11 protein-coding genes are annotated in these 24,097 nt (G+C 48.0%); 9 read left to right on the forward strand and 2 right to left on the reverse strand.

The annotated features are described in order from the left end of the window. The first annotated feature begins 8 nt into the window (after positions 1-8). The 6 genes from ACDJ58_RS09020 (at position 9) to ACDJ58_RS09045 (ending at position 15,829) form a co-directional block, all read left to right on the forward strand. Positions 9-2,384, forward strand: a complete 2,376-nt coding sequence (locus ACDJ58_RS09020) for a glycosyl hydrolase family 95 catalytic domain-containing protein (protein WP_413377210.1) — start codon at positions 9-11, stop codon at positions 2,382-2,384. A 132-nt stretch (positions 2,385-2,516) separates the two neighbouring features. Beyond that, positions 2,517-4,559 (forward strand): alpha-galactosidase, encoded by a 2,043-nt coding sequence (locus ACDJ58_RS09025; RefSeq protein ID WP_413377212.1) that lies wholly within the window; start codon positions 2,517-2,519, stop codon positions 4,557-4,559. A 153-nt stretch (positions 4,560-4,712) separates the two neighbouring features. After that, positions 4,713-7,043, forward strand: a complete 2,331-nt coding sequence (locus ACDJ58_RS09030; RefSeq protein ID WP_413377214.1) for a glycosyl hydrolase family 95 catalytic domain-containing protein — start codon at positions 4,713-4,715, stop codon at positions 7,041-7,043. Between the two features lie 100 nt (positions 7,044-7,143). Then, complete coding sequence (locus ACDJ58_RS09035) at positions 7,144-8,676, forward strand: response regulator transcription factor (RefSeq protein WP_413377216.1); 1,533 nt, start codon at positions 7,144-7,146, stop codon at positions 8,674-8,676. A 297-nt stretch (positions 8,677-8,973) separates the two neighbouring features. Continuing rightward, on the forward strand, positions 8,974-13,542 hold the full coding sequence (locus ACDJ58_RS09040; protein WP_413377219.1) for an S-layer homology domain-containing protein: 4,569 nt from the start codon (positions 8,974-8,976) through the stop codon (positions 13,540-13,542). Between the two features lie 166 nt (positions 13,543-13,708). Beyond that, positions 13,709-15,829, forward strand: coding sequence for an alpha-galactosidase (locus ACDJ58_RS09045; protein WP_413377221.1), 2,121 nt, complete (start codon positions 13,709-13,711; stop codon positions 15,827-15,829). A gap of 68 nt (positions 15,830-15,897) precedes the next feature. Here ACDJ58_RS09045 and ACDJ58_RS09050 read toward each other — a convergent pair whose 3' ends face one another. Further along, the gene (locus tag ACDJ58_RS09050) at positions 15,898-17,655 is read right to left on the reverse strand and encodes a cache domain-containing sensor histidine kinase (RefSeq protein WP_413377223.1); all 1,758 of its coding nucleotides are present in this window, start codon (positions 17,653-17,655) and stop codon (positions 15,898-15,900) included. A 223-nt stretch (positions 17,656-17,878) separates the two neighbouring features. Between ACDJ58_RS09050 and ACDJ58_RS09055 the strand changes: the two genes are divergently transcribed. The 3 genes from ACDJ58_RS09055 (at position 17,879) to ACDJ58_RS09065 (ending at position 21,492) form a co-directional block, all read left to right on the forward strand. After that, positions 17,879-18,835, forward strand: coding sequence for an ABC transporter permease (locus ACDJ58_RS09055; protein ID WP_062322050.1), 957 nt, complete (start codon positions 17,879-17,881; stop codon positions 18,833-18,835). A 28-nt stretch (positions 18,836-18,863) separates the two neighbouring features. Continuing rightward, positions 18,864-19,754, forward strand: a complete 891-nt coding sequence (locus ACDJ58_RS09060; protein WP_413377226.1) for a carbohydrate ABC transporter permease — start codon at positions 18,864-18,866, stop codon at positions 19,752-19,754. A 133-nt stretch (positions 19,755-19,887) separates the two neighbouring features. Beyond that, positions 19,888-21,492 (forward strand): extracellular solute-binding protein, encoded by a 1,605-nt coding sequence (locus ACDJ58_RS09065; RefSeq protein WP_413377228.1) that lies wholly within the window; start codon positions 19,888-19,890, stop codon positions 21,490-21,492. 82 nt (positions 21,493-21,574) lie between these two features. Here the strand turns inward: ACDJ58_RS09065 and ACDJ58_RS09070 are convergent, their stop codons facing one another. After that, complete coding sequence (locus ACDJ58_RS09070; RefSeq protein WP_413377230.1) at positions 21,575-24,013, reverse strand: glycosyl hydrolase family 95 catalytic domain-containing protein; 2,439 nt, start codon at positions 24,011-24,013, stop codon at positions 21,575-21,577. Positions 24,014-24,097: the final 84 nt, after the last annotated feature.

The following is a 24,097-nucleotide window of genomic DNA, read 5'->3' on the forward strand; positions in this document are numbered from 1 at the left end:
GAGTGCACATGAAACTTCAATATGACAAACCTGCACATGTATGGACCGAAGGGCTTCCCATAGGTAATGGCCGTCTGGGCGGCATGATTTTTGGTGGGGTGGAGCAGGAGAAAATCAGCTTGAATGAGGACACTCTGTGGTCTGGTTATCCGAAGAACGGCAGTAATCCTGGCGCAAAGGAGGCTCTACCAAAGGTTCGCAAGCTGTTACAGGAGGAACGTTATACGGAAGCAGACACGCTGACCAAAGAGATGTTGGGTCCGTACACCCAGTCCTATCTGCCTTTCGGGGATTTACTCCTGCGTTTTGAGCACGGGGACATCTACCATTCCTACAAGCGGACTCTGGATGTAGAAAATGCAGTGCACAGCCTTGAATATCAGATTGGCCATGTTATATATACCCGTGAAATGTTTGCGTCGCATCCTGATCAGGTAATTGTACTGCGGCTAGCTGCAAGTGTGGAAGGAGCGCTGAATGTACATGCGTCACTGGATAGCCCGCTTCGGCATGCGACTAGTGTTAGGGAAGGCCGCTTTGTTCTGGAAGGAACAGCCCCGGAGAATGTAGATCCCAGCTACTTTGCAAGCGACGACCCGATCCGATATGGTGACCCCGGAAATAACAAGGGCATGGTCTTTGAAGGACAGCTAGCGGTGAAGACAGAGGACGGACAGGTAACGGTGGATGGCAGTGGAATTCATGTATTGGGTGCGACAACGGCAACCTTTTATTTCAGTGCGGCTACAAGTTTTAATGGGATGGATGCCATTCCAGGAGTCGGGGGAAAAGATGCTTCCTTCACTGCAAGTTCATTTCTGAATGAGGCGGTAGCCAAGCCATATGACAGCCTGCTTGACTCACATATTGCGGATTACCGTTTGCTCTTCGATCGGGTGAAGCTTCAGCTTGGGAATTCACCTGCTCCGGAGGAGATGTCCACTGAACAGCGGATTACGACCTATGGGGCGGAGGATCCGGGGCTTGTGGAACTTCTCTTTCATTATGGGCGCTACTTGCTGATCTCAAGCTCCCGTCCGGGAACGCAGGCTGCAAATCTTCAGGGCATATGGAATGCAGTAACTCGTCCTCCCTGGAGCAGCAATTACACGCTGAATATTAACACCGAAATGAACTATTGGCCGGCTGAAATATGCAATTTGGCTGAATGCCATGAGCCATTGCTGGACTTGATCAGCAATTTGGCGAAGAAGGGCGTTGAGACCGCACAGGTCAACTATGGCACCCGCGGCTGGACCACGCATCATAACACGGATATCTGGGGACAGACGGCACCGGTAGGCAATTATGGTGACGGTGATCCAAGCTGGGCCTTCTGGCCGATGGGAGGTATTTGGCTGACCCAGCATTTATGGGAGCATTATGCCTTCAGCGGAGATGAGACGTATTTGCGGAATTCCGCTTATCCAGTGATGAAGGAAGCTGCACTGTTCGCTCTGGACTGGCTCATTGACGATGGTAGCGGTCACCTTGTGACTTCACCTTCGACTTCGCCGGAGCATAAATTCCGAACAGCGGAAGGTGTAGCAGCGGTCAGTCCGGGTTCAACCATGGATATCTCATTAATCTGGGAGTTGTTCACCAACTGTATTGAAGCCTCGGAGATTCTTGGAACGGACCCGGATTTCAGAAAAGAACTGGTGAGCATCCGCGAACGTCTTCTGCCGCTGCAAGTCGGAAAATATGGCCAATTGCAGGAGTGGTCGAAGGACTATGAGGATGAGGACATTTACCACCGGCATACCTCGCATCTGGTAGGTGTGTATCCGGGTCGACAGCTTTCGGACGAAGAGACACCAGAGTTGTTTGTCGCCGCCAGAACCTCACTTGAGCGGCGGGGAGACGAAAGCACGGGCTGGAGCCTGGGATGGCGTGTTGCGCTTTGGAGTCGTTTCAGAGAAGGAAATCGTTCCCTGCGTCTACTCTCCAACATGTTACGCCTGGTCAGAGATGGAGCGTCGGAACAATACAACCATGGCGGTGTATATCCGAATCTTCTGGGCGCACATCCTCCGTTTCAGATCGACGGCAACTTCGCCGCCTCTGCCGGGATTGCCGAAATGCTGTTGCAATCTCACCGTCCTTATATGGAATTGCTTCCTGCACTGCCGGATGATTGGCAGCAGGGCAGCGTTTCCGGACTGCGTGCCCGAGGCGGCTTTGAGGTCAGCATCCGGTGGGACAAAGGACAACTTGCAGAATCGCACATCACTTCACACCTGGGCCGGGACTGCGTGCTTAGAGGTGAAGGTCCAGTTGTGGTAACTCTTGACGGCAACGTGGTTGAGACGGAGGACATCGATTTAAATATCATAAGCTTCCCTACATCTGCAGGACGTACCTACTGGGTTAAGTTGAGTTAAATCGCGTTATGGATCGGAAGATCGTTGCATGGAAAATGCTCTATTCGGTCTTTATAATGAGGGCAGACTTGGGCAGGAGAGACATAACCAGCTCCGCTCAGGGCACAGCATGCAACAATAAGGAGGCATATAATGCTAACTAGCGATACAGCCGTACAAGTGCAGCAACAGAATGTTAATCTTGTAAGCGTTACAAACGGGCATGTGAGTCTGGAGATCAATCTTGAAAATGGTGAAGTGTCCTGCATCGGCAACCATTCTTCCCATGTGAAGGGCATTCGTAGTGCTTTTCGCTGGCAAGGTCGAGAATACAGCACGGATCATTATCAGAACCATGAGCTGACGGCACAGGAAGATATTGTTCGAGAAGGATTTGGAAAAGGCATCCGCTTGGTCGTTCTGCATAAAGCCTCGTTGCTGCCGCAACTGGAGCAGCATTTCTATATGTATGAATCCTCACCGTTTGTACTGGTGCAGACCGCTATAGTCGGTGATGAAGAGCTTAAGGCGAATCGCATGGCTGTCATCCAATCCAAAACCATATCACTCGGCGGAGATGAACCGAGTATTCTGCGTGTACCGTTTGACAACGATAAATGGGTCAGATATACGGTGGTTAAGCCGCCGCTTGATGTGGAGAGTTACGAGGCGACAGCCTTGTTCGCGCCCGACAGCCGCCGGGGAATTGTGATGGGTTCCCTTACGCACAAGGTATGGAAAACAGGGATTCGTATGCAAAGCGAAAAAAGCGGACATATCGAGGGACTTGATCTGTACGGCGGTGCCGTGAGTGAATTGACTCGCGATTCCCAGCCTCATGGTTATGTGAAGGGAAAAAGAGTTGAATCTCCCCTGGTATTCATCGGGTTCTATGAAGACTACCGTGAAGGTCTTGAAGCCTACGGTCAGGCTAATACCTGGATTGAGGCTCAATTACCTTGGGAGGGCGGTGTCCCGATCGGATGGAACAGCTGGTCTGCGGCCATGAGTGATCTGGACTATGATCTGTATACAGCGACCAGCGATTTTCTAAAAAATGAAGTACAGCCGCTTGGATTCGAGAATGAGGATACGTTATACATCAACTTTGATGCTTTCTGGGACAATTTTACGCCGGAAGAGATGAAGAGTGCACTGGACCGGGTGCGGCAAAATGGACATAGAGCGGGAACGTACTGGACCCCATTTGCCTTCTGGGGAGGGCCTGATCAGTTCGGTCAGGCAGTCGAAGGAACGAACGGCAAATACACCTATGGAGACATTCTGCTGCGTGACAGTGAGGGAGAAATCCTGCCGGATGTAGACGGTGGTCTGGCAATTGACCCGACACATCCTGGCAACCTGCAAAGAATCGACTGGTTCACGGACAAATTCATCTCAGAAGGCTTCGAATATATCAAGCTGGATTTCTTGGCACATGGTTCGCTGGAAGGACAGCACCACAATTCGGATATTACAACAGGGATTGCGGCTTATCACTATGGGATGTCTTATTTGCAACATAAGCTCTCGCCAGAAGTAATCGGACGGCCATTTTTCATTAACTTGTCCATCGCTCCATTATTTCCATATGCTTTTGCCCACAGCCGCCGTATTTCCTGTGATGTCTTCGGTACACTTTCGGATACGGAATATCTGCTGAACTCGTTGACACACGGTTGGTGGATGAGCAATACGCTCTATCGCTACAATGATCCTGATCATTCCGTGTTATACAAGAGCTTCAACCAGGAAGCTACTGGCTGGAATGAAGGACGTAGCCGTCTGACTGCTTCAGTCATTGCCGGTACGGTGCTTCTACTCGGGGATGACTTCCGCAAAGAGGATGCTGCCGAACGAGCAAGAGAGTGGCTTGGTAACAAGGATATTTTGAACGTTGCTCGTATGGGCAAAACCTTCCGTCCAGTTGAAGGCGATTTTGGGAAGCTGTCTTCTGACGTGTTTGTTCTTGAATCGCCGGAAGAGAAGAGTTTCTATCTCGCCGTCTTCAACTTTGATGCTGCACAGGCTGCAGTTAAATCCATCTCGCTGGAGCGGGCCGGGCTAAACGCCAATGCCATATACAGTTTGCAAGATCTGTGGGAAGGTTCGCAAGGGGAAACGTCTGGAGAGCTTACTGTCTCGCTGGAACCGGCGGAATCCAAAATCTTCAGATTGACCGTGAAAGGAAACTGACTGGGAGAAATGACAACCCAGAGCTGTGATCGGTTTTAGGATATAAAAACAAAGTCAAACGCGCGCTTTTGTCTCTCACAGATCGCGCGTTTGTCTATTTTGGGGAATGAGTCTATCTCTAAAGATAATCATTATTGGACTGGAGGACATGATATGAACGATTTTACTTTGTGGTATTCAACCCCTGCAGCGGATTGGTCTCAAGGCCTGCCGCTGGGCAATGGAAGAATAGGGGCGGTTGTTATGGCGTCATCGCATCGAGAAGTATGGAGTATGAGCGAGGTCACCTACTGGTCGGGTCGGATTGACCCGGAGCACCCTTCCGAAGGAGGCAAGGCTGCACTGGAAGAGATGCGCGGTTATTTCTTCGCTGGCGATTATGATGGAGGGGATCGTCTTGCCAAACAGCATTTACAGCCAAAGAAACGTAATTTCGGCACCCATCTTGGATTATGTGATGTTGTTATTGATTTTGGGAAGAAGAACTCGGGTTCTGATGAAGCTGGAAGCTTCCAACGTGAGCTGGATCTGACTCATGCGCTGGCCGGGGCTTTCTGGAAGGATGACGACATCACGATTCTTCGTGAAGTTTTCGCTTCTCACGCCGATGATATAGTGGCCTCCCGAATTTGGAGCGATTCTCCGGGTGGCGTATCCTTTACACTTGGCTTGCAGGCAGGCACGGAATCATTCAAGGTTGTAGCCTTAGATGACAACACGCTTGAATTCCAAGGGCAGGCAACGGAAGATGTACATAGTGATGGGACTTGCGGCGTATGGGCCAAGGGTTTGGTCAAGTTGGTTATATCCGGGGGGACCATCGCAAGTAGAGATGGTCGATTGAACGTGACCGGAGCGGATGAGGCATGGATTTATTTTAGTGTAAGTACGGATTATCGTCGTTCAGATCAGGATTGGGAAACGGAGAACGAGTATACGCTGTTGAAGGCTTTAAACAAGGGGTATGCCTTGCTGAGGGAGGATCATATTCGCGATTACAGCGAGCAATATGACAAGGTAGATATTCAGTTGGGGGTCAAGGGGAAATCCGGTCTGGCTACAGATCAGCGTATTCGTTTGTTGGAACAGGGTGATGGGGATGAAGATCCGCAGCTGTTCGCATTGTTTCTTCAATATGGACGGTATCTGACCATTGCGGGCTCTCGCGAGAACTCTCCGCTGCCACTCCATCTCCAGGGAATCTGGAATGATGGTGAAGCATGCCGAATGGGCTGGAGCTGTGATTATCACCTTGATGTGAATACCCAGATGAATTATTACCCCACAGAGATTACGAATCTCGGAGAGAGCCATCTTCCGTTATTTCGGTATGTTGAGGATCTGGCACAGGCGGGCAGAGAAACGGCTCACAATGTATATGGATGCGACGGATGGGTCGCTCATGTCTTCTCCAATGTATGGGGCTTTACGTTGCCTGGATGGGAGACCTCGTGGGGGCTGAACGTTACGGGCGGATTATGGCTGGCTACACACCTGATTGAGCATTATGAGTACAGTCAGGATCATGTTTTCCTTGAGAATGTAGCCTATCCTGTACTTAAAGAATCCGCGGCCTTCTATCTGGACTACATGTGTGAGCATCCTCAGAACGGTTGGTTGGTGACGGGTCCTTCCAATTCGCCGGAGAATCATTTCTATTCCGGTAATTCGAGAGATGGGGCACAGCAGCTGTCCATGGGAACAACAATGGACCAGATGCTGGTGCGCAGGCTCTTCGAATTTTGTCTCACTTCAGTAAGGCTTTTGAACAAAGACGAGGAACTGGGACGCAAGCTGGAAGATGCAATCAGCAAGCTTCCACCTCTACAGATCGGCAAGAAAGGCCAGTTACAGGAGTGGCTGGAGGATTATGAGGAGGTGCAGCCGGAGCATCGGCATTTGTCTCATATGTATGCGCTGTATCCGGACAGTCAGATTACACCTGACCGTACACCGGAACTCAGTGCGGCAGCACGAGTAACGCTGGAGAACCGCATGGTTCAGGAAGAGCTAGAGGATGTTGAATTTACAGCTGCTTTGTTTGGACTGGGTTTTGCAAGATTGCATGATGGGGAGACGGCTTATAAACACCTCTCACACTTGATCGGCGGCCTGTGCTTCGATAATCTGTTCACCTATTCCAAATCCGGCATTGCTGGAGCAGAGAGTAATATTTTCGTCGTTGATGGAAATTTCGGCGGTACAGCTGTCGTAGCGGAGATGCTCCTGCAAAGTTATGCGGGCGAAATTTACCTCCTCCCAGCGCTGCCACAGGCATGGAGCACTGGCTCAATAACCGGGCTGAGGGCAAAAGGGAATGCCGAGGTTGACATCGTCTGGGAGAATGGAAAGCTGACATCTACGAACATTCACACCTTCTCGCCGGGAACGTTCACCATTTGTTGGGGCAAACAAAGAACGATCCTTCATGCCGAAGCAGGCCAAAGTTACTATTTCAATAGCGAGCTGGAGTTGGTAAAATAACGATCTATACTTGAAAATAACTTTCATTTATATGGACCATGGTCCCACGGGGGGAAAAACATATAATAGAGACAGAAAGAGACAAAGGGAGGGGACGTTGATGTATAGTATTTTTTTGGTAGACGATGAAGAACTGGGACTTGAGATGATGAGGGATTATATCCGTTGGGAAGAGATGGGTATCTATATCATGGGAACTGCGAGTAACGGCAGGGAGGCCTTGGAGAAGATTGAGGCCACCCAGCCTGATATCGTTCTTACCGATGTTCAGATGCCGATAATGAACGGTATTGATCTGGCGAGAAAGATACATGAGAGCTACGACTCGATCCAGGTGATGTTTCTGACCGGACACGATGAATTTCAATATGTGAAATCGGCTATCAACGTAGGGGCCGTGGGATATATGCTAAAACCGCTGGATTTAAATGAAATTGAAAGCGTTATCAGTAAGGTTAAACAGCGTTGTGACGAAGTTGGAATTAAAAACCGTTCCATGGAGGCGGCCAAAGCCAATATCCTGAAGGAGTTATCTTACGAAAAAAATGAGGATCGTGCTATTGATCTCGCTTTTAGTTTCAGCCGTCTAACCCGACAACCTGAGACCAACCGATATGCAATGGCCTTGTTCAGTATCGATCCCAAGGAGGCTGAAGGGGAACAGCAAAGTCTGGAGGAATGTACAGGGCGGCTGGTGTCTTTTCTCGACCATTTCTTCAAGGCGAAGAACCTAAAAGCGATCTTTGTGGATTACAAGGAAGGAGAGACCGGTGTATTTATGGAAGCGGCCCAGCAGCCGGGACATTATGCGTGGGAAGACTTGGCTGAGGCTATTCGTAGTGCCCTGGATTTTACGGTAACGGCAGCTGTAGGAGGACAAGAGACCGAGTTATCCCATATTCACTGTCTGTACGAACAGACGCGTATCGTTTTGAACGAGCGTTTCTATGAAGGTACAGGCACGATCATTCATGCGGAGACGCTTTCGAATCAGTTTTATACGGAGCATATGCCCCCTTTTGAACAAAAGGAATGGTTTGAGGCCATTAATCGACTGGATTTTGAATGGGCGGCACAGAAGCTGCACGGGTATATTGAGGGATTGGCAACACTGCGAGTCAAGAAGAAAATCATCTGCGACTGGTCGATAGATCTTGTTAATGAGCTGCTGGAGCAGCTTCATAAACCTGTTCCGAAGCGGGCTGAGCTGTATCATTCCATCTATAATGCACTGACTCTGCATGAGATCGAGGATCTGATTCTCGGTACTGCGGAAGATGCTGTGAGTATGCTGGGTGAGCGGTTTATGGACAAAAATGCAAAACTGATTCACAAGGTCCGTACCCTCATCGATCAGAATTACAATCAGCCGATTACCATTAACAGCCTGTCTGATCAGGTCTATTTGTCACCGAACTATTTGAGATCCATTTTTAAGGACAAAACAGGGATGACAATTCACGATTATCTGACACGCATCAGACTGGATAAAGCCAGGGAACTGCTGGCAGATGGCTCGCTCAAGATTCACGATATCGCGCAGAACGTGGGCTATGAGAGTACATCCTATTTTATTTCTCTTTTCCTGAAGACACAGGGCGTCACACCAAACGAATACAGGAAAAGTATATGACGATACAGGCTGTCTGGTAACGATCATGATCCTCCCGTTTTCCCTGAACATGATTTGGGTAGGCTCCCTCTTACTAAACCATGATATGGCGAATGAAAGAGGCTTTCCTGTATGAATAGTAACATTGTGGTATGGAACATCCCCCTCCTCCTTTTTACAATTAGGCATATAGGAAAGGAAGGAGGAGAGATGGGATTTAACAGCTCTTTATGAAAGCGATTACAGATGATGGCTGTGAACCACTGCAGGATAGGCACATGGAGACCTAACTCAATCAAAAGAAAATGGAGGCATGTTATGTTGGGACGGATTATGAAAAAAGGATTTGTGTTCTTTATCATTTTTTGCTTGGTAGTTGGCGGGGGCCAGTTCGCCCGAACAGCTCACGCCGATGATATGAATACCTATGAAGCTGAGGCCGAGGGGAATATTTTGCTTGGCAACGCGAAAATCTCTGATAGCCCGACGGCTTCAGGCGGCAAAAAGGTCGGAGGCATGTACCAAGGCAGTTCCTTGCAATTTAACAATGTTACTGTAAGTGAGACAGGAAATTATAAGATTTCTGTTTACTACATTTCAGGTGATTCTCGGCCATTCAATATTAGTGCGAACGGCGGGGAGAAGCAATTTGAAGAACCGCCCAAGACAGTCGACTGGGATACGGTGGGAACGTATGATGTGACTCTTCCGTTGAACGCTGGTGCCAACACAATCCTGATTGATGACAACAACTGGTATTCACCCGACATCGACAAGATTGCGATCCGCGGTTTGGACAGTGGCCACCCGGGAGAAGGGGGCGGAGACGACTGGAAGAAAAATTTGCATGGTGCAATCATTGAGGCAGAAGCAGCCGACAATATTTTGAAAGGCAATGCCAAGGTGGTAGAAAGCAGCATTAGTTCGGGTGGAAAGAAAGTAACCGACCTGAACAAAAACAGTTCACTGCAATTTACGAATGTCACCGTACCGGCAGATGGTACATATTTGATCCGAATATCTTATATTTCCGGTGACCAGCGACCTGTCTATATGCAGGTGAACAATGACACGGATGAGATGATTGATCTGCCCAAAACGGCAAGCTGGAATACGGTAGGCACGTATGATGCGGAAGCTTCCCTTCATAAGGGAGCTAATACCATCACGTTCTCGGATCATGATGGGTACTCCCCTGATTTTGACCGAATTGAAGTAATCCCGTATACGCTTAGCTATGAAGCCGAAGATTCGGGCAATACGCTGACTGGTGAAGCGCGCGTAACAGACAGTCCGAATGCTTCCGGTGGCAAAAAGGTCGGCTACCTGAATGGCGGGAGCTCCTTGACGTTTAATAAAATTATAGCCCCGATGACAGGTAATTACCGCGTTACGGTAGCTTATTTTTCAGGTGATCCGCGGAGTTTTTATGTCCATGCAAATAGTGGGGAAGAGCAGTTCCATGACCTGCCCAAAACCCCGGATTGGGATACGGTAGGTACGTATGATCTTACACTCCCACTAACTGAAGGCGAGAATACGATTACTTTTTCAGACAACAATGGCTATTCTCCCGATCTGGACCGGATTATCGTAGAGCCTGCGATAGAGACAGAACCCGAAAATCCAGGTGAAGGAGATGACGATCTGGGAACACCGGGTGACTCGCAACGATACGGGGATATAACGGTGACTGATTACACCTATGGCCTTCTGGTATCGAACGGACAATACGAAGTGTCTTATAATACCCAGACCGGATTCGTCGGCTATAGCTGGGCAGAAGGGCAGAAGATGCGTGGTGTTTTCAGCAGCATTAAACTTGGTGAGAGCCTTGTGGAAACCAAAGGTTATGAGAGTCATGCGAGCGGTGGAACACCAGTGGAGATTCAGGATGGATTCGGCAAAGGCATTGAGTTGAATTTTGTTCATACTTCGACTGGCAAACCAACCCTGAAGCAGGTCTATCGGTTTTATGAAGATAAATCGTATTTCCTCAACCGTCTGGATGCCTTCAGTGATACAGAGATCCAGAGTAATTACATGTCACCAATTACCGTGAAAAATACGGGTGGTGTGGATATCGGCGTCAGCTCGGATAACCGCGTGCTTACGGTGCCTTTTGACAACGATGCATGGATTCGCTATAAATCTCAAACGATGAACCGGGCGGATACCAGCTACGAGATGACAACGGTATTCAATAACTCGACTCGTAACGGTCTGGTGATTGGTTCAGTAACCCATGACACCTGGAAGACCGGTATTGACTGGAAAGGCTCAGCTAATCGTCTGAATGAATTTGCTGTGTATGGTGGTGCAGCGAGTGACGTTACTCGCGATACCCAGCCACATGGCAGCCTGACCGGTACTGAACTGTCCTCACCACTGATTATGGTAGGTGGTTTCAGTGACTACCGCACAGGGCTTGAAGAATACGGTAAAGCCAATGCGATTATTACACCTCCGCTGGCGTTGAACCCGGAGCTGCCACAAGGTGTTCCGGTGGGCTGGAATAGCTGGGGAGCTTATGATAGCGGGCTGTCGTATCAGAACGTAGTGGATGTGTCCAATTATTTCAAGAACAATCTTAAGAAGTTCAACAATAACGGCAATGTATTCATTAATATGGATTCCTACTGGGATAATCTGAGTGATGCAGAGCTTGCCCAAGCCGTATCTGTAATTAAGGACAATGGTCAGCATGCAGGCATCTATTGGGGACCATTTGTGTATTGGGGCAACGATATGAGCCAAACGGTAGATGGTACCAATGGGCAATATACGTATGGTGATATTGTGCTCAAGGATGCTGAGGGGAAACCTCTGCCTACGCTGGATGGGGCATATGCACTGGATGTGACACATCCGGGGAGTCAAATGCGTATGAATTATTTTCTGGATAAGTTTAAATCACTTGGATTCACATTCATCAAACTGGATTTCCTGACCCATGGCTCACTGGAAGGCCAACACTATGACACAACCGTGACGACAGGAATCCAGGCTTACAATGAAGGGATGCGTTATGTCGAAGAGCGATTGGATGGGAAAATGTTTATTAGTGCGTCCATTGCACCGATCTTTCCAAGTCAATACGCGCATAGCAGACGGATCTCTTGTGACACCTATGGCAAAATCAATGAGACGGAGTACATGCTCAATTCATTGACATATGGCTTCTGGCAAAATGGAACGATCTATTCCTATACAGACCCAGATCATTTGGCATTAAGCAGTGCTTCAAGCCTGGAGGAAGCCCGTAGCCGGGTGAATTCCGGTGTGATTGCCGGCACGGTGATGATGGATTCCGATGATGTGAAGGATCCAAAGGCACAGGAATACATGACAGCATTGTACAATAACACAGATGTTCTTCAGGTGGCGCTGAAAGGCAAAGTATTCAAGCCGCTTGAAGGGAATACGAATGCAAACGCCGCAGATACGTTTGTTCTGAAAGACGGCAATGATTATTACCTTGCCGTATTTAATTACAGCGCCAATAGTTCAGCGAACAAAACGATTAATTTGGGTCGTGCCGGATTGAATGAATCCAAATCCTACACGTTAAAAGACTTGTGGACAGGTGAATCTTCGTCAGCCACGGGTTCATGGTCCATCTCGCTTGGACCGGCTGAATCGAAGTTGGTTAAATTGACCGAAAAACCAGTCAATCCGGAAAATCCAGGCAACCCAGGTAATCCAAGCAATCCTGGCAACAATGGCAATAACAATAATACTAGCGGGAACTCCGGCAACAGCACGACTCCGGAGAACGATACAGTAACACTGGTCATCACAGCCGATATGCTGAAAGTGGACAGTGGGGCAGGGAAAGCAATTGTGGACATCAAGGCTGGTACTCAGGAGTTACAATTGTCATCTTCTGTTTTACGCCAGCTAGGCAACCATACACTGGAAGTGAAATCAGGCAAGCTAACCCTACAAGTACCTGCGAGTTTGTTCCAGCAGCTGTTGAGCAAGCTACCAGCGGGGCAACAGGAAGAGAGTACGATTTCCCTGAAAATGGTTCCGCTTGGCAGCAAGGCCAAGGAGGTCGTTGCTGCAGTGGAATCATCTTCCCGGGCAACGGTTTCCCTTAAGGGAGAAATCTATGAATTCAGCCTTTCGGCAACAACTAAATCTGGTACAACCGAGACACTCTCTGCGTTTGATCATCCGGTTACGCTGAGTCTGGCAGCGGCTGAAGGCTTCGACCCTTCACAGGGAGGAATTTATTATATTAACGAAAATGGGAAATTGGAATTTCTCAAATCGGATTACGTGAATGGCGTATTAACGACTAAAGTGAGCCACTTCAGCAAGTATGCCGTTCTGGAACTGAATAGGACGTTTGCCGATGTTCCGGCCAATCATTGGGCCAGCTCTGTAATCAAGGAGTTAGCAGTGAAGGGGTATGTTGAAGGCACAAATAAAGATCAATTTGAGCCAGGACGGGCAGTCACCCGCGCTGAATTCACTGCCATGCTCGTTCATTCCCTGGGGCTGACCGTAGCAGGGGAAGTACAATTTACAGATGTAGCGACAGATGCCTGGTACGCTGAACCCATCTCGATTGCGACCCAAGCCGGTATTGTAAACGGCCGAAGCGCAGCCAGTTTTCAGCCGGACGCACAGATTACCCGGGAGGAAATTACGGTGATACTGATGAAGGCATATGAACTGAATGTTGGGAAAGTGCCTGTTGGTTCTACAGACATCTTGTTTACCGATATGGCTCAGGTTTCTTCATGGGCAGCTGTTTCGGTGAAGGATGCAGCCCGATTGGGACTGGTCCAAGGCCAAAAACAGGGACAGTTTGTACCTAAAGGGATTGCTTCCCGTGCAGAAGCGGCTCAGGTCATCTATAACCTGATTTTGAAGTAAGATTTAAGGCTGCGAATTGCATCGCAGCCTTATTTTTATAATTTGAAATGAGAGATGATTTCCCCTATGGATTGTAAGAATGCGATATGGCTAATTTAACTCCTGCTTCCTACAATAATATGTATGTTCACAACACACAGCACGAGGGTAACAGGAACTCGAAAGGATGATAAACTTGACGATTCAATATAATGAACAACTACGTATATTTGCAATACAGACGCAAAATTCGTCCTACATTTTCGGAATTAATGAGAGAGAACACCTCCAGCATCTGTATTGGGGTGACCCCGTGGAAATCGAGGACAGCGCTCCGTTGCTCCATCTACAATCCCATAGCTCTTTTGACGCGGAAGTGGAAGGAGAGGTGGAGGAGTATAGCTTCTGGGGAGGTGCATCTTATACAGAGCCATCTCTGAAACTGCGCATGCCTGATGGTGTCCGTGATCTTCAGGTAAGGTATGACCGTCACGAGATCATTGAACAGGATGGCAGACAGACGCTGATTATCACGTTGAAGGATCAGGTGTATGCACTTGAAACGCAGTTGGTATATCGGGTCATCCCGGAATTCGACCTGGTGGAGCGTTACGCCAATATCGTAAATACGGGACAGGAGGATATCGTGCTGGAAAGCATGCAATCCGCAGCCTGGACCTTGCCATATCTCCAGGATTACCGCCTGACGCATGTTACGGGGAAATGGTCGGGTGAATTCCAACTGCGCAATACCATTTTGATAGAGGGAAAAAAGGTACTTGAATCGCGGAGAGGTTTCACTGACGGTCATGCTAACCCATGGTTTGCGATTGATGATGGTCTTTCGACAGAAAGCGGCGGCGGGGTATGGTTTGGTGCTCTGGCCTGGAGCGGCAACTGGAAGATTGTCGCTGAGAAGACCCCATTTACTCATGTGCGGGTAACAGGTGGCATCAATGATTTTGACAGTGAATGGTTGCTGGGTGCGGGCGAAACGTTCGAGACGCCTGTCTTTGTCGGGGGATTCAGTCGAGAGGGCTTTGGCGGCATGAGCCACCGCTTGCATCAATATCAATACGATTACATACTGCCGCGCAGTGAAATCGGGAAAGTGCTGTACAACTCTTGGGAAGCTACCTACTTCGATGTTAACGCACAGGACCAAATGGCGCTTGCCGAGCGGGCAGCCAAGATGGGTGTGGAGCTATTTGTCGTGGATGACGGGTGGTTTGGGCAGCGGCATTCCGACCGTGCGGGGTTGGGCGACTGGAACGTGAATAAGGAGAAGTTCCCGAACGGACTTGTGGAGCTGATTGACCGGGTTCACGGACTTGGGATGGAATTCGGCATATGGGTGGAGCCGGAGTCGGTCAACCCGGACAGTGATCTCTATAGAGCACATCCAGATTGGGTATATCATTTTGAGACCCGTGGACGTACGGAGCTTCGCAATCAGCTGCTGCTGAACATTTCCAAGCCGGAGGTTAAGCAATACATTATCAATTTTATGACCGAACTGCTTGGCAACCATGAGATTAAGTTCATTAAATGGGACATGAACCGGACCATCACGGAGCCTGGCATGAAGGGACACCCTATTAACCGCCAGAAAGAAGTATGGGTAAGGCATGTCCAGAGTCTCTATGATATCTGGTCACAGCTGCGAGCCAAGTTCCCGGATGTGGAGTTTGAGACTTGCGCAGGAGGTGGCTCACGGATTGATCTGGGCATCTTCCGTTATGCCGACCAGTCATGGCCGAGTGACAATACGGATGCATTCGACCGTCTGAGCATTCAGGAAGGCTTCTCGTATACGTACGCACCACGTATGATGACCTGTTGGGTAACCGAGTCTCCTACAGGAATGAACGGCCGAAACGTCTCCCTGAAGTATCGTTTCCACAGTGCAATGATGGGCACGCTAGGTATTGGCTCCAATCTGAACGAGTGGAGTGATGAATGGATTGAGCAGTCCGGGGAATTCATCGGTCAGTACAAAGCCATTCGCCACCTGGTGCAATTCGGAAGACAATTCCGTCTGACTTCGCTTCGCCATAAGGGGGTTACTGCTGTCCAGTACAGCGATGCTGCCGGAAGTGATCATGTGCTGTTCGCTTTTCTTCACTCGCAGAAGCTGGGTGAACCGTTGCCTAGACTCCGTTTGGCAGGTCTTCAGGCTGACAAGACCTATCTCATTGAAGAGCTGGGATTATCGGTCAGTGGCCGTGCGCTGATGAACATTGGGGTGGAGTTGCCTCTACGCGGCGATTTCGACAGTCTGGTGTATCGTATTCGTGAGCAGGTATAAAAGGATGCTGTAGAACTGTTTAAAAGGAGTGCTTTGCAAGCCAATAGTGGCTGCTTCGCACTCCTTTTTTATTGGATCTCTTTTTGTGGCAGACGGATTTGGACCGTGGTTCCCATGCCTAGTTTGCTATACACTTTAACACCGTAGTATTCACCAAATTTCAGCTTAATTCTCCGATCCACATTTGAAATGCCATAGCCTCGTCCTTCTTTCTCTTCAAACAAAGACTGAAGCGTCTCACGCCGCATGCCCATTCCATCGTCTATAACAGATAAGATGATACTATTGTTCTCGATGACGCCCTTGATATGGATATTTAGGGGCCGATCCTGATTCCAAAGAGCGTGAATCACTGCATTCTCCACAAAAGGCTGTAAAGCAAGCTTCACGGTCGAGTAGGGCAGGATCGATTGATCTATCGTGTAGATGATGTTCAGCTTGCCCTTAAATCGAATAAGCTGAATGGCATTATAGCTCTGCGTCAGTTTCAATTCCTCATTGATAGTCAGGATGCTCTTTCCTTTATTCAGGGATATCCGATAAAACTTGGCCAGATGAAGGACCATATCCTGAATCTGGGGATCCTGATGTTTTACGGCCAGAGAGGAGATCGAGCCGAGTGTATTATACAGAAAATGAGGGTTGATCTGAGCTTGAAGCAGGTCAAGCTCGGCTTCCTTGCTCTGTAACTCCTTCTGGTAGACCTCTGTAACCAGACTTTTCAACCGAGTTGTCATCTGTTCGAATGCAAAGTGAAGCTGTCCTATCTCATCACTGCCCATTTGTTCCTCATGGGTAGGATTGAAATCCCCCCGTTCAATGCGCCGAATCATCCGAATTAACGTCCTGATGCGTTTGCTGAACAGCGATGCGGTAATATAAATGAGCAACAGTGCCACGCCGATGAAGCCCAGTGAAATTTTGATAATAAGCTGAGAGAGAGATTTGGCATCCTTGATAATACTGTCATAAGGGAAGATGGATACCGTTTTCCAGCCGTTTTTGAGCGTGTTATAAACCGCTAGAGCCTTCACACCTTGATACGTTGTATCAAATCTGCCTGAAGGCGTCTCGTCAAAATTCTGATGAAGCAATTCGGGCAGGCTTGTGTTGATTAACTGCTTGTCCGCTGAAGATAGAATAATGCCCTTATCATTTATGATAAAGATATCTTTGCCGCCTGCTTCTTTTTCCATGAGAGAGTAGATGACAGACTCGGAAATTTGAAAGACCAGCATCCCGTAGGGGTACTGATTACTATTGTTGTTCAGCAGCCGGGCGAGCGTAAACATTGCAGGACCGTTCTCTGTCTGCGGCGATGAGAGATGAATAATGTTCCCATAGGATTGTTTCAATTTGTGGAACAGTTCAGTGTTCTGAACTTCGGGTGTAATCGGCCGGATATAATAATTATCTTTGGGCAGCGATGGATTGTTCGAATAAATGAATGCGCTATCAAAATCAGGGTAGGCTGCCATCACGGTGTCGATTCGATTGCCAATATAATTATAGACGTCCAAATAGGATGGATCATCCTGATATTCGTTCGTAAGGTAATTGGCAAGGCGGTTATCCAAATAAATGGAGGCGGAAATATGTTCGTAGCTGTCCAGTTTATTCTCCAGATTTTTAGTGATCTGAGCTGTTGAGTTCGTCATGTTGATATAGATCTGCTCGGTAAGTTTCGTTTTGGTAAGTTCATAGGAAAAATAAACCAATAGCATCATTGGGATGATGGTAACTAGTACAAAAACCATAAATAGTTTGGAACGAAAGCTCAGGTTAACAAAAGGCATGTATATGTATTTTCGATAGAATTGGCGCATTAGGTAGCCCTCTCTTGACTGATTATTCGTTGCAAAGTTCATCATAGCAGAGTGAATATGTAAATCCAATCCTCTCTTTGTACAAAAACATCTTTAAAAAGAGGTATCTTTCGGAGAATTCGACTATGGCAAGCGATCTGCGTCAAATTTATGATAAATAGGAGAGAAGTTGAATCAAGATATGGCCGGCCATGCTGCTATATAGAAAAAGGGAGGGTATTTAATGCATAAGGTAAGCGCTATCAAAACAGTCAGGAGCAATAATCTGATAAGCAGACTAAAAGAGCAAAAATGGTTATTCGTGCTTATGCTTCCTGCCTTCATTGCGACATTGCTATTTTCCTATGGTCCGATGTTCGGACTGTATATGGCGTTTACGAATTATCAACCGGGTGGGGGATCGTTCTTGCACCAGTTCTTCCATGCTGAATTTGTAGGTTTCCAGTGGTTTGAGTATTTCTTTACTACAGGGGACTTCTATCGGGTTATGCGTAATACGCTTGCGACAAGCTTGCTGACGCTGTTCTTCGGATTTCCTGCTCCAATCATTCTCGCGCTTGTACTGAATGAAGCGAGACAGGGATTTTTCAAGCGTTTTGTACAGACGGTTTCTTATCTGCCGCATTTTATCTCATGGGTTATTGCAGCTAACATTGTAATTACACTGCTGGCTTCGGATGGAATGCTTAACAATATTCTGGTTCTGCTGGGCATTGTCAAAGAACCAGTCGCATTTTTGCAGAACGGGCCTCTATTCTGGTGGATTATCGCACTGTCGAACATGTGGAAAGAGATGGGTTTCAGCGCCATAATGTATCTCGCCGCAATCGCTTCTATTAATCCGGAGCTCTACGAAGCGGCAAGGGTGGACGGAGCCAGCCGATTTAAGCAAATGTGGCATATTACGCTGCCATCCATGCGTCCTACAATTGTTATATTGGCTATTCTCGCGGTCGGAGGCATTTTGAATGCAGGATTTGAACAGCAATACCTGCTGCAAAATAATACCGTGCTCGAATACTCCGAAGTTATTGATATTTATGCCTACAAATACGGACTACAGAACAGCATGTTCTCATACGGTGCTGCCGTGGGGATGTTCAAATCCGTTGTCGCCTTTATTCTTGTCCTCATCGTGAACCGGATTTCCAGAAAAGTGAACGACCAGGCGTTGTTCTAACTACAAAAGACAGAGGGGAGCGCTTGTGATGATTCTGAACAGATTCGGGGATCGTATTTTCAAAATCATTGTGTATTTCATTCTTATTCTCGTATTACTGGTTACATTTCTTCCGTTTTGGAATATACTCGTTCTTTCATTGAACAGCGCGGAGGATACGGTACGGGGCGGAGTTTACTTGTGGCCCAGGGACTTGACCTTGGATAGCTATAAGCAGATTTTAAAAGATAGCGAGATTTTAAACGGGCTGTGGGTAACCGTCAAACGAACGCTGATTGGTGCACCTCTATCGGTTCTCGTCATTACGATGCTTGCGTATCCGCTAAGTCGGCGGAATCTGGTTGGTCGCAAAGGCTGGAACCTGTACTTCATATTTACCATGTATTTCAGTGGCGGACTTATTCCGTTCTACATGGTGCTTAAGGCGCTGAACATGATCGATACATTTTCGGTGTTCATTTTGCCAAGTTTGATGAATGTCTTCTATATGATTATTGTCCGTACCTTTATGGAGCAGCTGCCCCATGAGATTGAAGAATCGGCGAGGGTAGACGGGGCTAACGATCTGACAATTTTCTTTCGGATTGTGATGCCGCTGACAACACCTGTACTTGCAACAGTGGGACTTTTTCAAGCGATTGGGCATTGGAATGCCTGGTTTGATTCCTATGCATTCACCTACAGCTCGGACCTGAAGACCCTGCAAGCCGTGCTCGTCAAAATCTTGAATCAATTTCAGACCGGCGGCATGATCTCACAATCGCAAATGCTGGCCAACTCAGCCAAACGGAATGCCGTTTCGAGTGATACCATTCGAATGGCTGCTACCATGGTAGCTACCTTACCGATCGTTATGGTGTATCCGTTCCTGCAAAAATACTTTGTCAAAGGCATGACTTTGGGAGCGGTTAAGAGTTAATCTATTCCATGATCCGGTTGCAGGGAAGGCTCGTCCGGTGGCCTCTTCCTGAAAGGGGGTGGGCAAAGATCGTTTTGGAAATGCTCAATCTAGCACTACAGGAATTTATTCATTGGGAGGAATTAGGGTGTCAATGACAAAGACAAAAAAGTGGATGACTATGGGGATTACGGCTGCATTGGTCGTTGGTTTGCTGGCGGGCTGCTCTTCCAATGATGGGGAGAACAATACAGCGGGTAAAGATGGGGAACAAGGGCCGATTACGCTGACCTGGTTTGATGGCAATACCAAAGGAGAACCATTTACCGATGCGGTTGCCCAGGAAATTACCAAAAAGACGGGCATAGAGATTTCCATCCAACAGCCAACGGGTAATCCAACAGAAAAACTGAGCCTGATGCTCGCCAGTGGTGACTATCCAGATGTGGTGGTCATGAGCCGGGGAGATGCTTCCCTCGATAAGTACATTTCAAGCGGCGCATTCATTCCACTGGATGAGTTAATTGAGAAATATGGTTCTGATTTGAAAGAAATGTATGGCGAAACATTGACCAAAACACGTTATACAGACGGCAAGAACTACTATCTGGCAAACTGGTATGGTCTCGATAGTGATCCTGTCTTCGGTATGCTGATGAGACAGAGCCTGTTGGAAGAGTTTCTTCCAGACAAAGCTGATGGTTCACAGGCCCTCACAACGGACGAGTTTGAAGCACTCTTGAAAAATTTTAAAGAAAAATACAAAACGATTGATGGCAAAGAGTCCATTCCCATGACCATGAACGGTGAGAACATGGGCGCGAATCTGGGAACATTCAAAGGCATGTGGGGCCTAAAAACGTATTATGACAACAACGGGCGTCTGCAATATGATGTCAAGGACCCCAAATATCGCGAGATGCTGTTATATATCAATCGCTTATATAGAGAAGGTCTGATTGAGAAGGAATTTGCCATTAGCAAAACGCAAACATGGATTCAAAAGCTGACGACTGGCGCGGTATTCGCTACCCCAGGTGCATATTGGGACCCAGGTAACGGCAATGCGGCCCTGAAGAAGGATGGCGGAGAAAAGAATCAGTTATTCGCATACAAAGTTGTTGCTCCAGGTGTAGATCCGGCTCAAACAACATTTGGCCCAAGAAGCTCGCTTGGATGGGACGCGATCGCCATTACCAAAAATAACAAGCACCCGGAAGAGACAATTAAGCTGTTTAATTATCTGGCGAGTGATGAAGGACAGCATTTGCTGCTGTGGGGCAAGGAAGGCGAGCAATACACCACGGTGGATGGCAAGCGAGAACCGGACCCTGCATTCCTGCAGAGCTTCAAGGATAACTGGGATGACACGGTGAAGAAAAGCGGCGTTCGTAAATGGTTATGGTTTGTCAAAAATGGTCTGGATCCGAATGGACAGCCGTATGACATGGCGGTTAAATTCCAGCGCAGTGAAGTGGATGAACTGGCCCTCAAGAGTCTTGGCGATTCCGTATGGGATACAGCACAGTATGACAACCTGAATCCGGATGGGGGAACACCTCAAGCACTGACGGCCCAGAAGGTGAAGGATATTATGGATCAGAGCATTACGAGAGCCATTATTGCTCCAAGTGAAGCTGAAGCCAACTCCGTATTTGACAAGATGCTGGAGGATATGAAAAAGGCCGGCGATGAGAAAGTGGAAGATATCATTAACGAGAAATATGCTCAGCGTATGGAACTGTGGTCTTCGAAATAATTGAAGAGTAAATTTGGTAATAAGAAGCGTCCCGGGATAGTCCGGGACGCTTCTTATTTATGGACACATTCTACAAGATGAACTAAACCGTTGCTTTAACAATGGAGATGATATCCCCTGCTACTGTCGAGATCTTGCCAACCTGACCAGACAGCATATATTGCTCGCCAGAAGAAACTGTGCACAATGCCCCTTCTGCCCAAGGGATATAGAAGGTTAGGGAAGTACCAGCTTCGCTCTCAATCTCGATCCAATCGGTCTCCCCATCAACGATAGCCGCACTGACAAGGAAACCACCCACGGCACGGAGAGTATGGAACTCTGCCTTCTGTCCGTTCGGCCAGTTGGGAAAGAAGCGCAGGTTTCCATTATAACTTTGAAGAAGGCATTCATTGATAACGGCAGGTAGGGAGAAATTTTCGAACCAGATGCCCATGCGGGACATGAAATCGAAGTTCTCCGTGTCAGCATAGCGACCACCGCTCATCAGGACCCGATCTGTGCAAGTGCCGTTTGGTAGCAGACAATACTGGATTTGACGCTTGAAGCGTTCCAGATCCAACACCCCAAGCCGGGCTCCGGCAAGATGATAGAAAACCAGTTCATTCCCACCTTCGTTGCGGTGGTTAAGGTAAGAGTTTACTGCGGTCTGGTATTCCTCCTCTGGCGAATGAAGCCCGTGATCTTCACCAGGAAATACGGTCGTAATAGGAATCGGGACGTTATACACCACGTCAGGATCCTCGCCCTCCACCGACACAAAGACTGGACCGTTGCGGGATTCGGCTGTGGGATAAGAAGGGAAATGGCTCAAAATCTCTTTTACATTCTCTAGCAGTTCCTGCTCGGATTCTATCCTTTCAAGGACACCGCAAGCCTGGGTGAATGCATTGAGCAGAAATCGTGTCAGTGTCAGGTCGATCAGGCAGTCTTTGTTTTTGGCAAATCCGGGTGAAATCTCATACAGCTCCGGCACCACCGTCGGAAAAATGTGATAATGGTCATCTCCCCAGCGTTCACCCTGTGCTTCTGGACGTTTCATGTAATCGATCATGAACAGCACGGCTTCTTTCATGGGTTGAAATGCACGATCACGCAGGAACGTCTCGTCCATGGAATATAGATAGTGCCACCATAGACTTTGCACGGTCCAAGGCGTCTCACAGATTTCCCATCCCCAGTGCGGGACAGGGTAGGGCATCATGGACATTTCAACAGGATAAGCTGAGTGGGGGAAATAAGCACCGTTCAGTCCGTAATAATCACGTGCCCACGCTCGGCTGACGGGAAGTACATGATCAACCATATCCACGTAGGGAAGATGTTTATCGAGATGATTGCTGGAGAATGCGAGCCAGAATGGCTGCTGCGTGTTGTAATTCATATGGTAATCCCCATGCCAGTCTGCACCGATGGTACGATAGCTCCAGTTGGCGAATAGACCTGGACAGGTAACACCCTCTCTCACGGAACAATTAAAAAAGTAAAGATTGTGGTACCAGATACGCTCCAGAAACTCATCTTCCAGAGAGACGGAGGAGCGGCTCCAAAAATCACGCCACATTGCATTCGATTCTTCCTTAGCTTGACTAAAGGAAGATAGTTCTGGCGGGTGAGCCTCATTATTGAGTTGGCTATAAAGGCCTTCCCATAGCTCTGCGCAGGCCAAAAAGCCGTGTTCAGGTTCTCCCAGAGGAGAGCCGTTGACTGCGGGCGTCTGATTATGCAAAGGATGTTCTTTCATTGCAGTTAATCCGGACGAGTTAACAGCGAGCCGGAAAGCTCTATCTTTTTCATGTGTGATATAGGGCACAGCGGGATGCTCAACATGCGGCAAAATTTGCGTAAATGACTGTCTACCCGTAATTTCGCTGGTTAGGACTGCTGTTTGAGGAAATTCAGGCGGTGTTTCGGGATCAGGAATAAGCTTGATCTCCTCGAATAAGGGAACCAGAGCACCCGTCGCGACATCTCTTACTTTCATCCAGACCCGGTCGTGCTCTCCTTCTATAAAGAGTTCGAATACAGCAGGTTTGCCATCTATCAGGAAATCAATTGTACAAAGGCCATTGGCAATATCAATGGTATGGCCGATGACTTCGGCCTTTCTCCGATCATATCGCAGCAGCAGCGATCCACAGGGCATGGGTTTGGGATAAGCTTTACTGTAATTTTGGCCGGCCAGCTCACAATATTGTTTGTACCACGGATGATCCGTTAATTGCACCAAATCAGCTGGCAGATCAGCAAATCTGTCATATACCTCTTGGAAAGTCATGAGCTCGTCTCGGTGTTCTTCGGCGAGACGAATATCCCATACATTGTTGTGTCCAAAATGGAGCATCACGGCATCCGGGCGGGTTGTTACGACAATGCCCAGTCCTCCATTACCCAGTAGTGCGCCTTCAAAAAAATCAGGCGCAGGACCATTGAAGGAAATGGGATGCTTTTTGGCACGTTCATAGCCTCTGTTCTTATTTATCTCGTTCCTTCTCTTCGTTTGCATATCCTTCTTCTGCACAAGTCATCCTCCTCATGAAGTCATTGCGATGTACAGTTATTACTGTATCTGAACAGCAGTTTGCTGTATTTAGCAAGACGTCCA

Origin of the sequence: Paenibacillus taichungensis (genome assembly GCF_047302525.1) — a bacterium.
Lineage (GTDB): Bacteria > Bacillota > Bacilli > Paenibacillales > Paenibacillaceae > Paenibacillus > Paenibacillus taichungensis_B.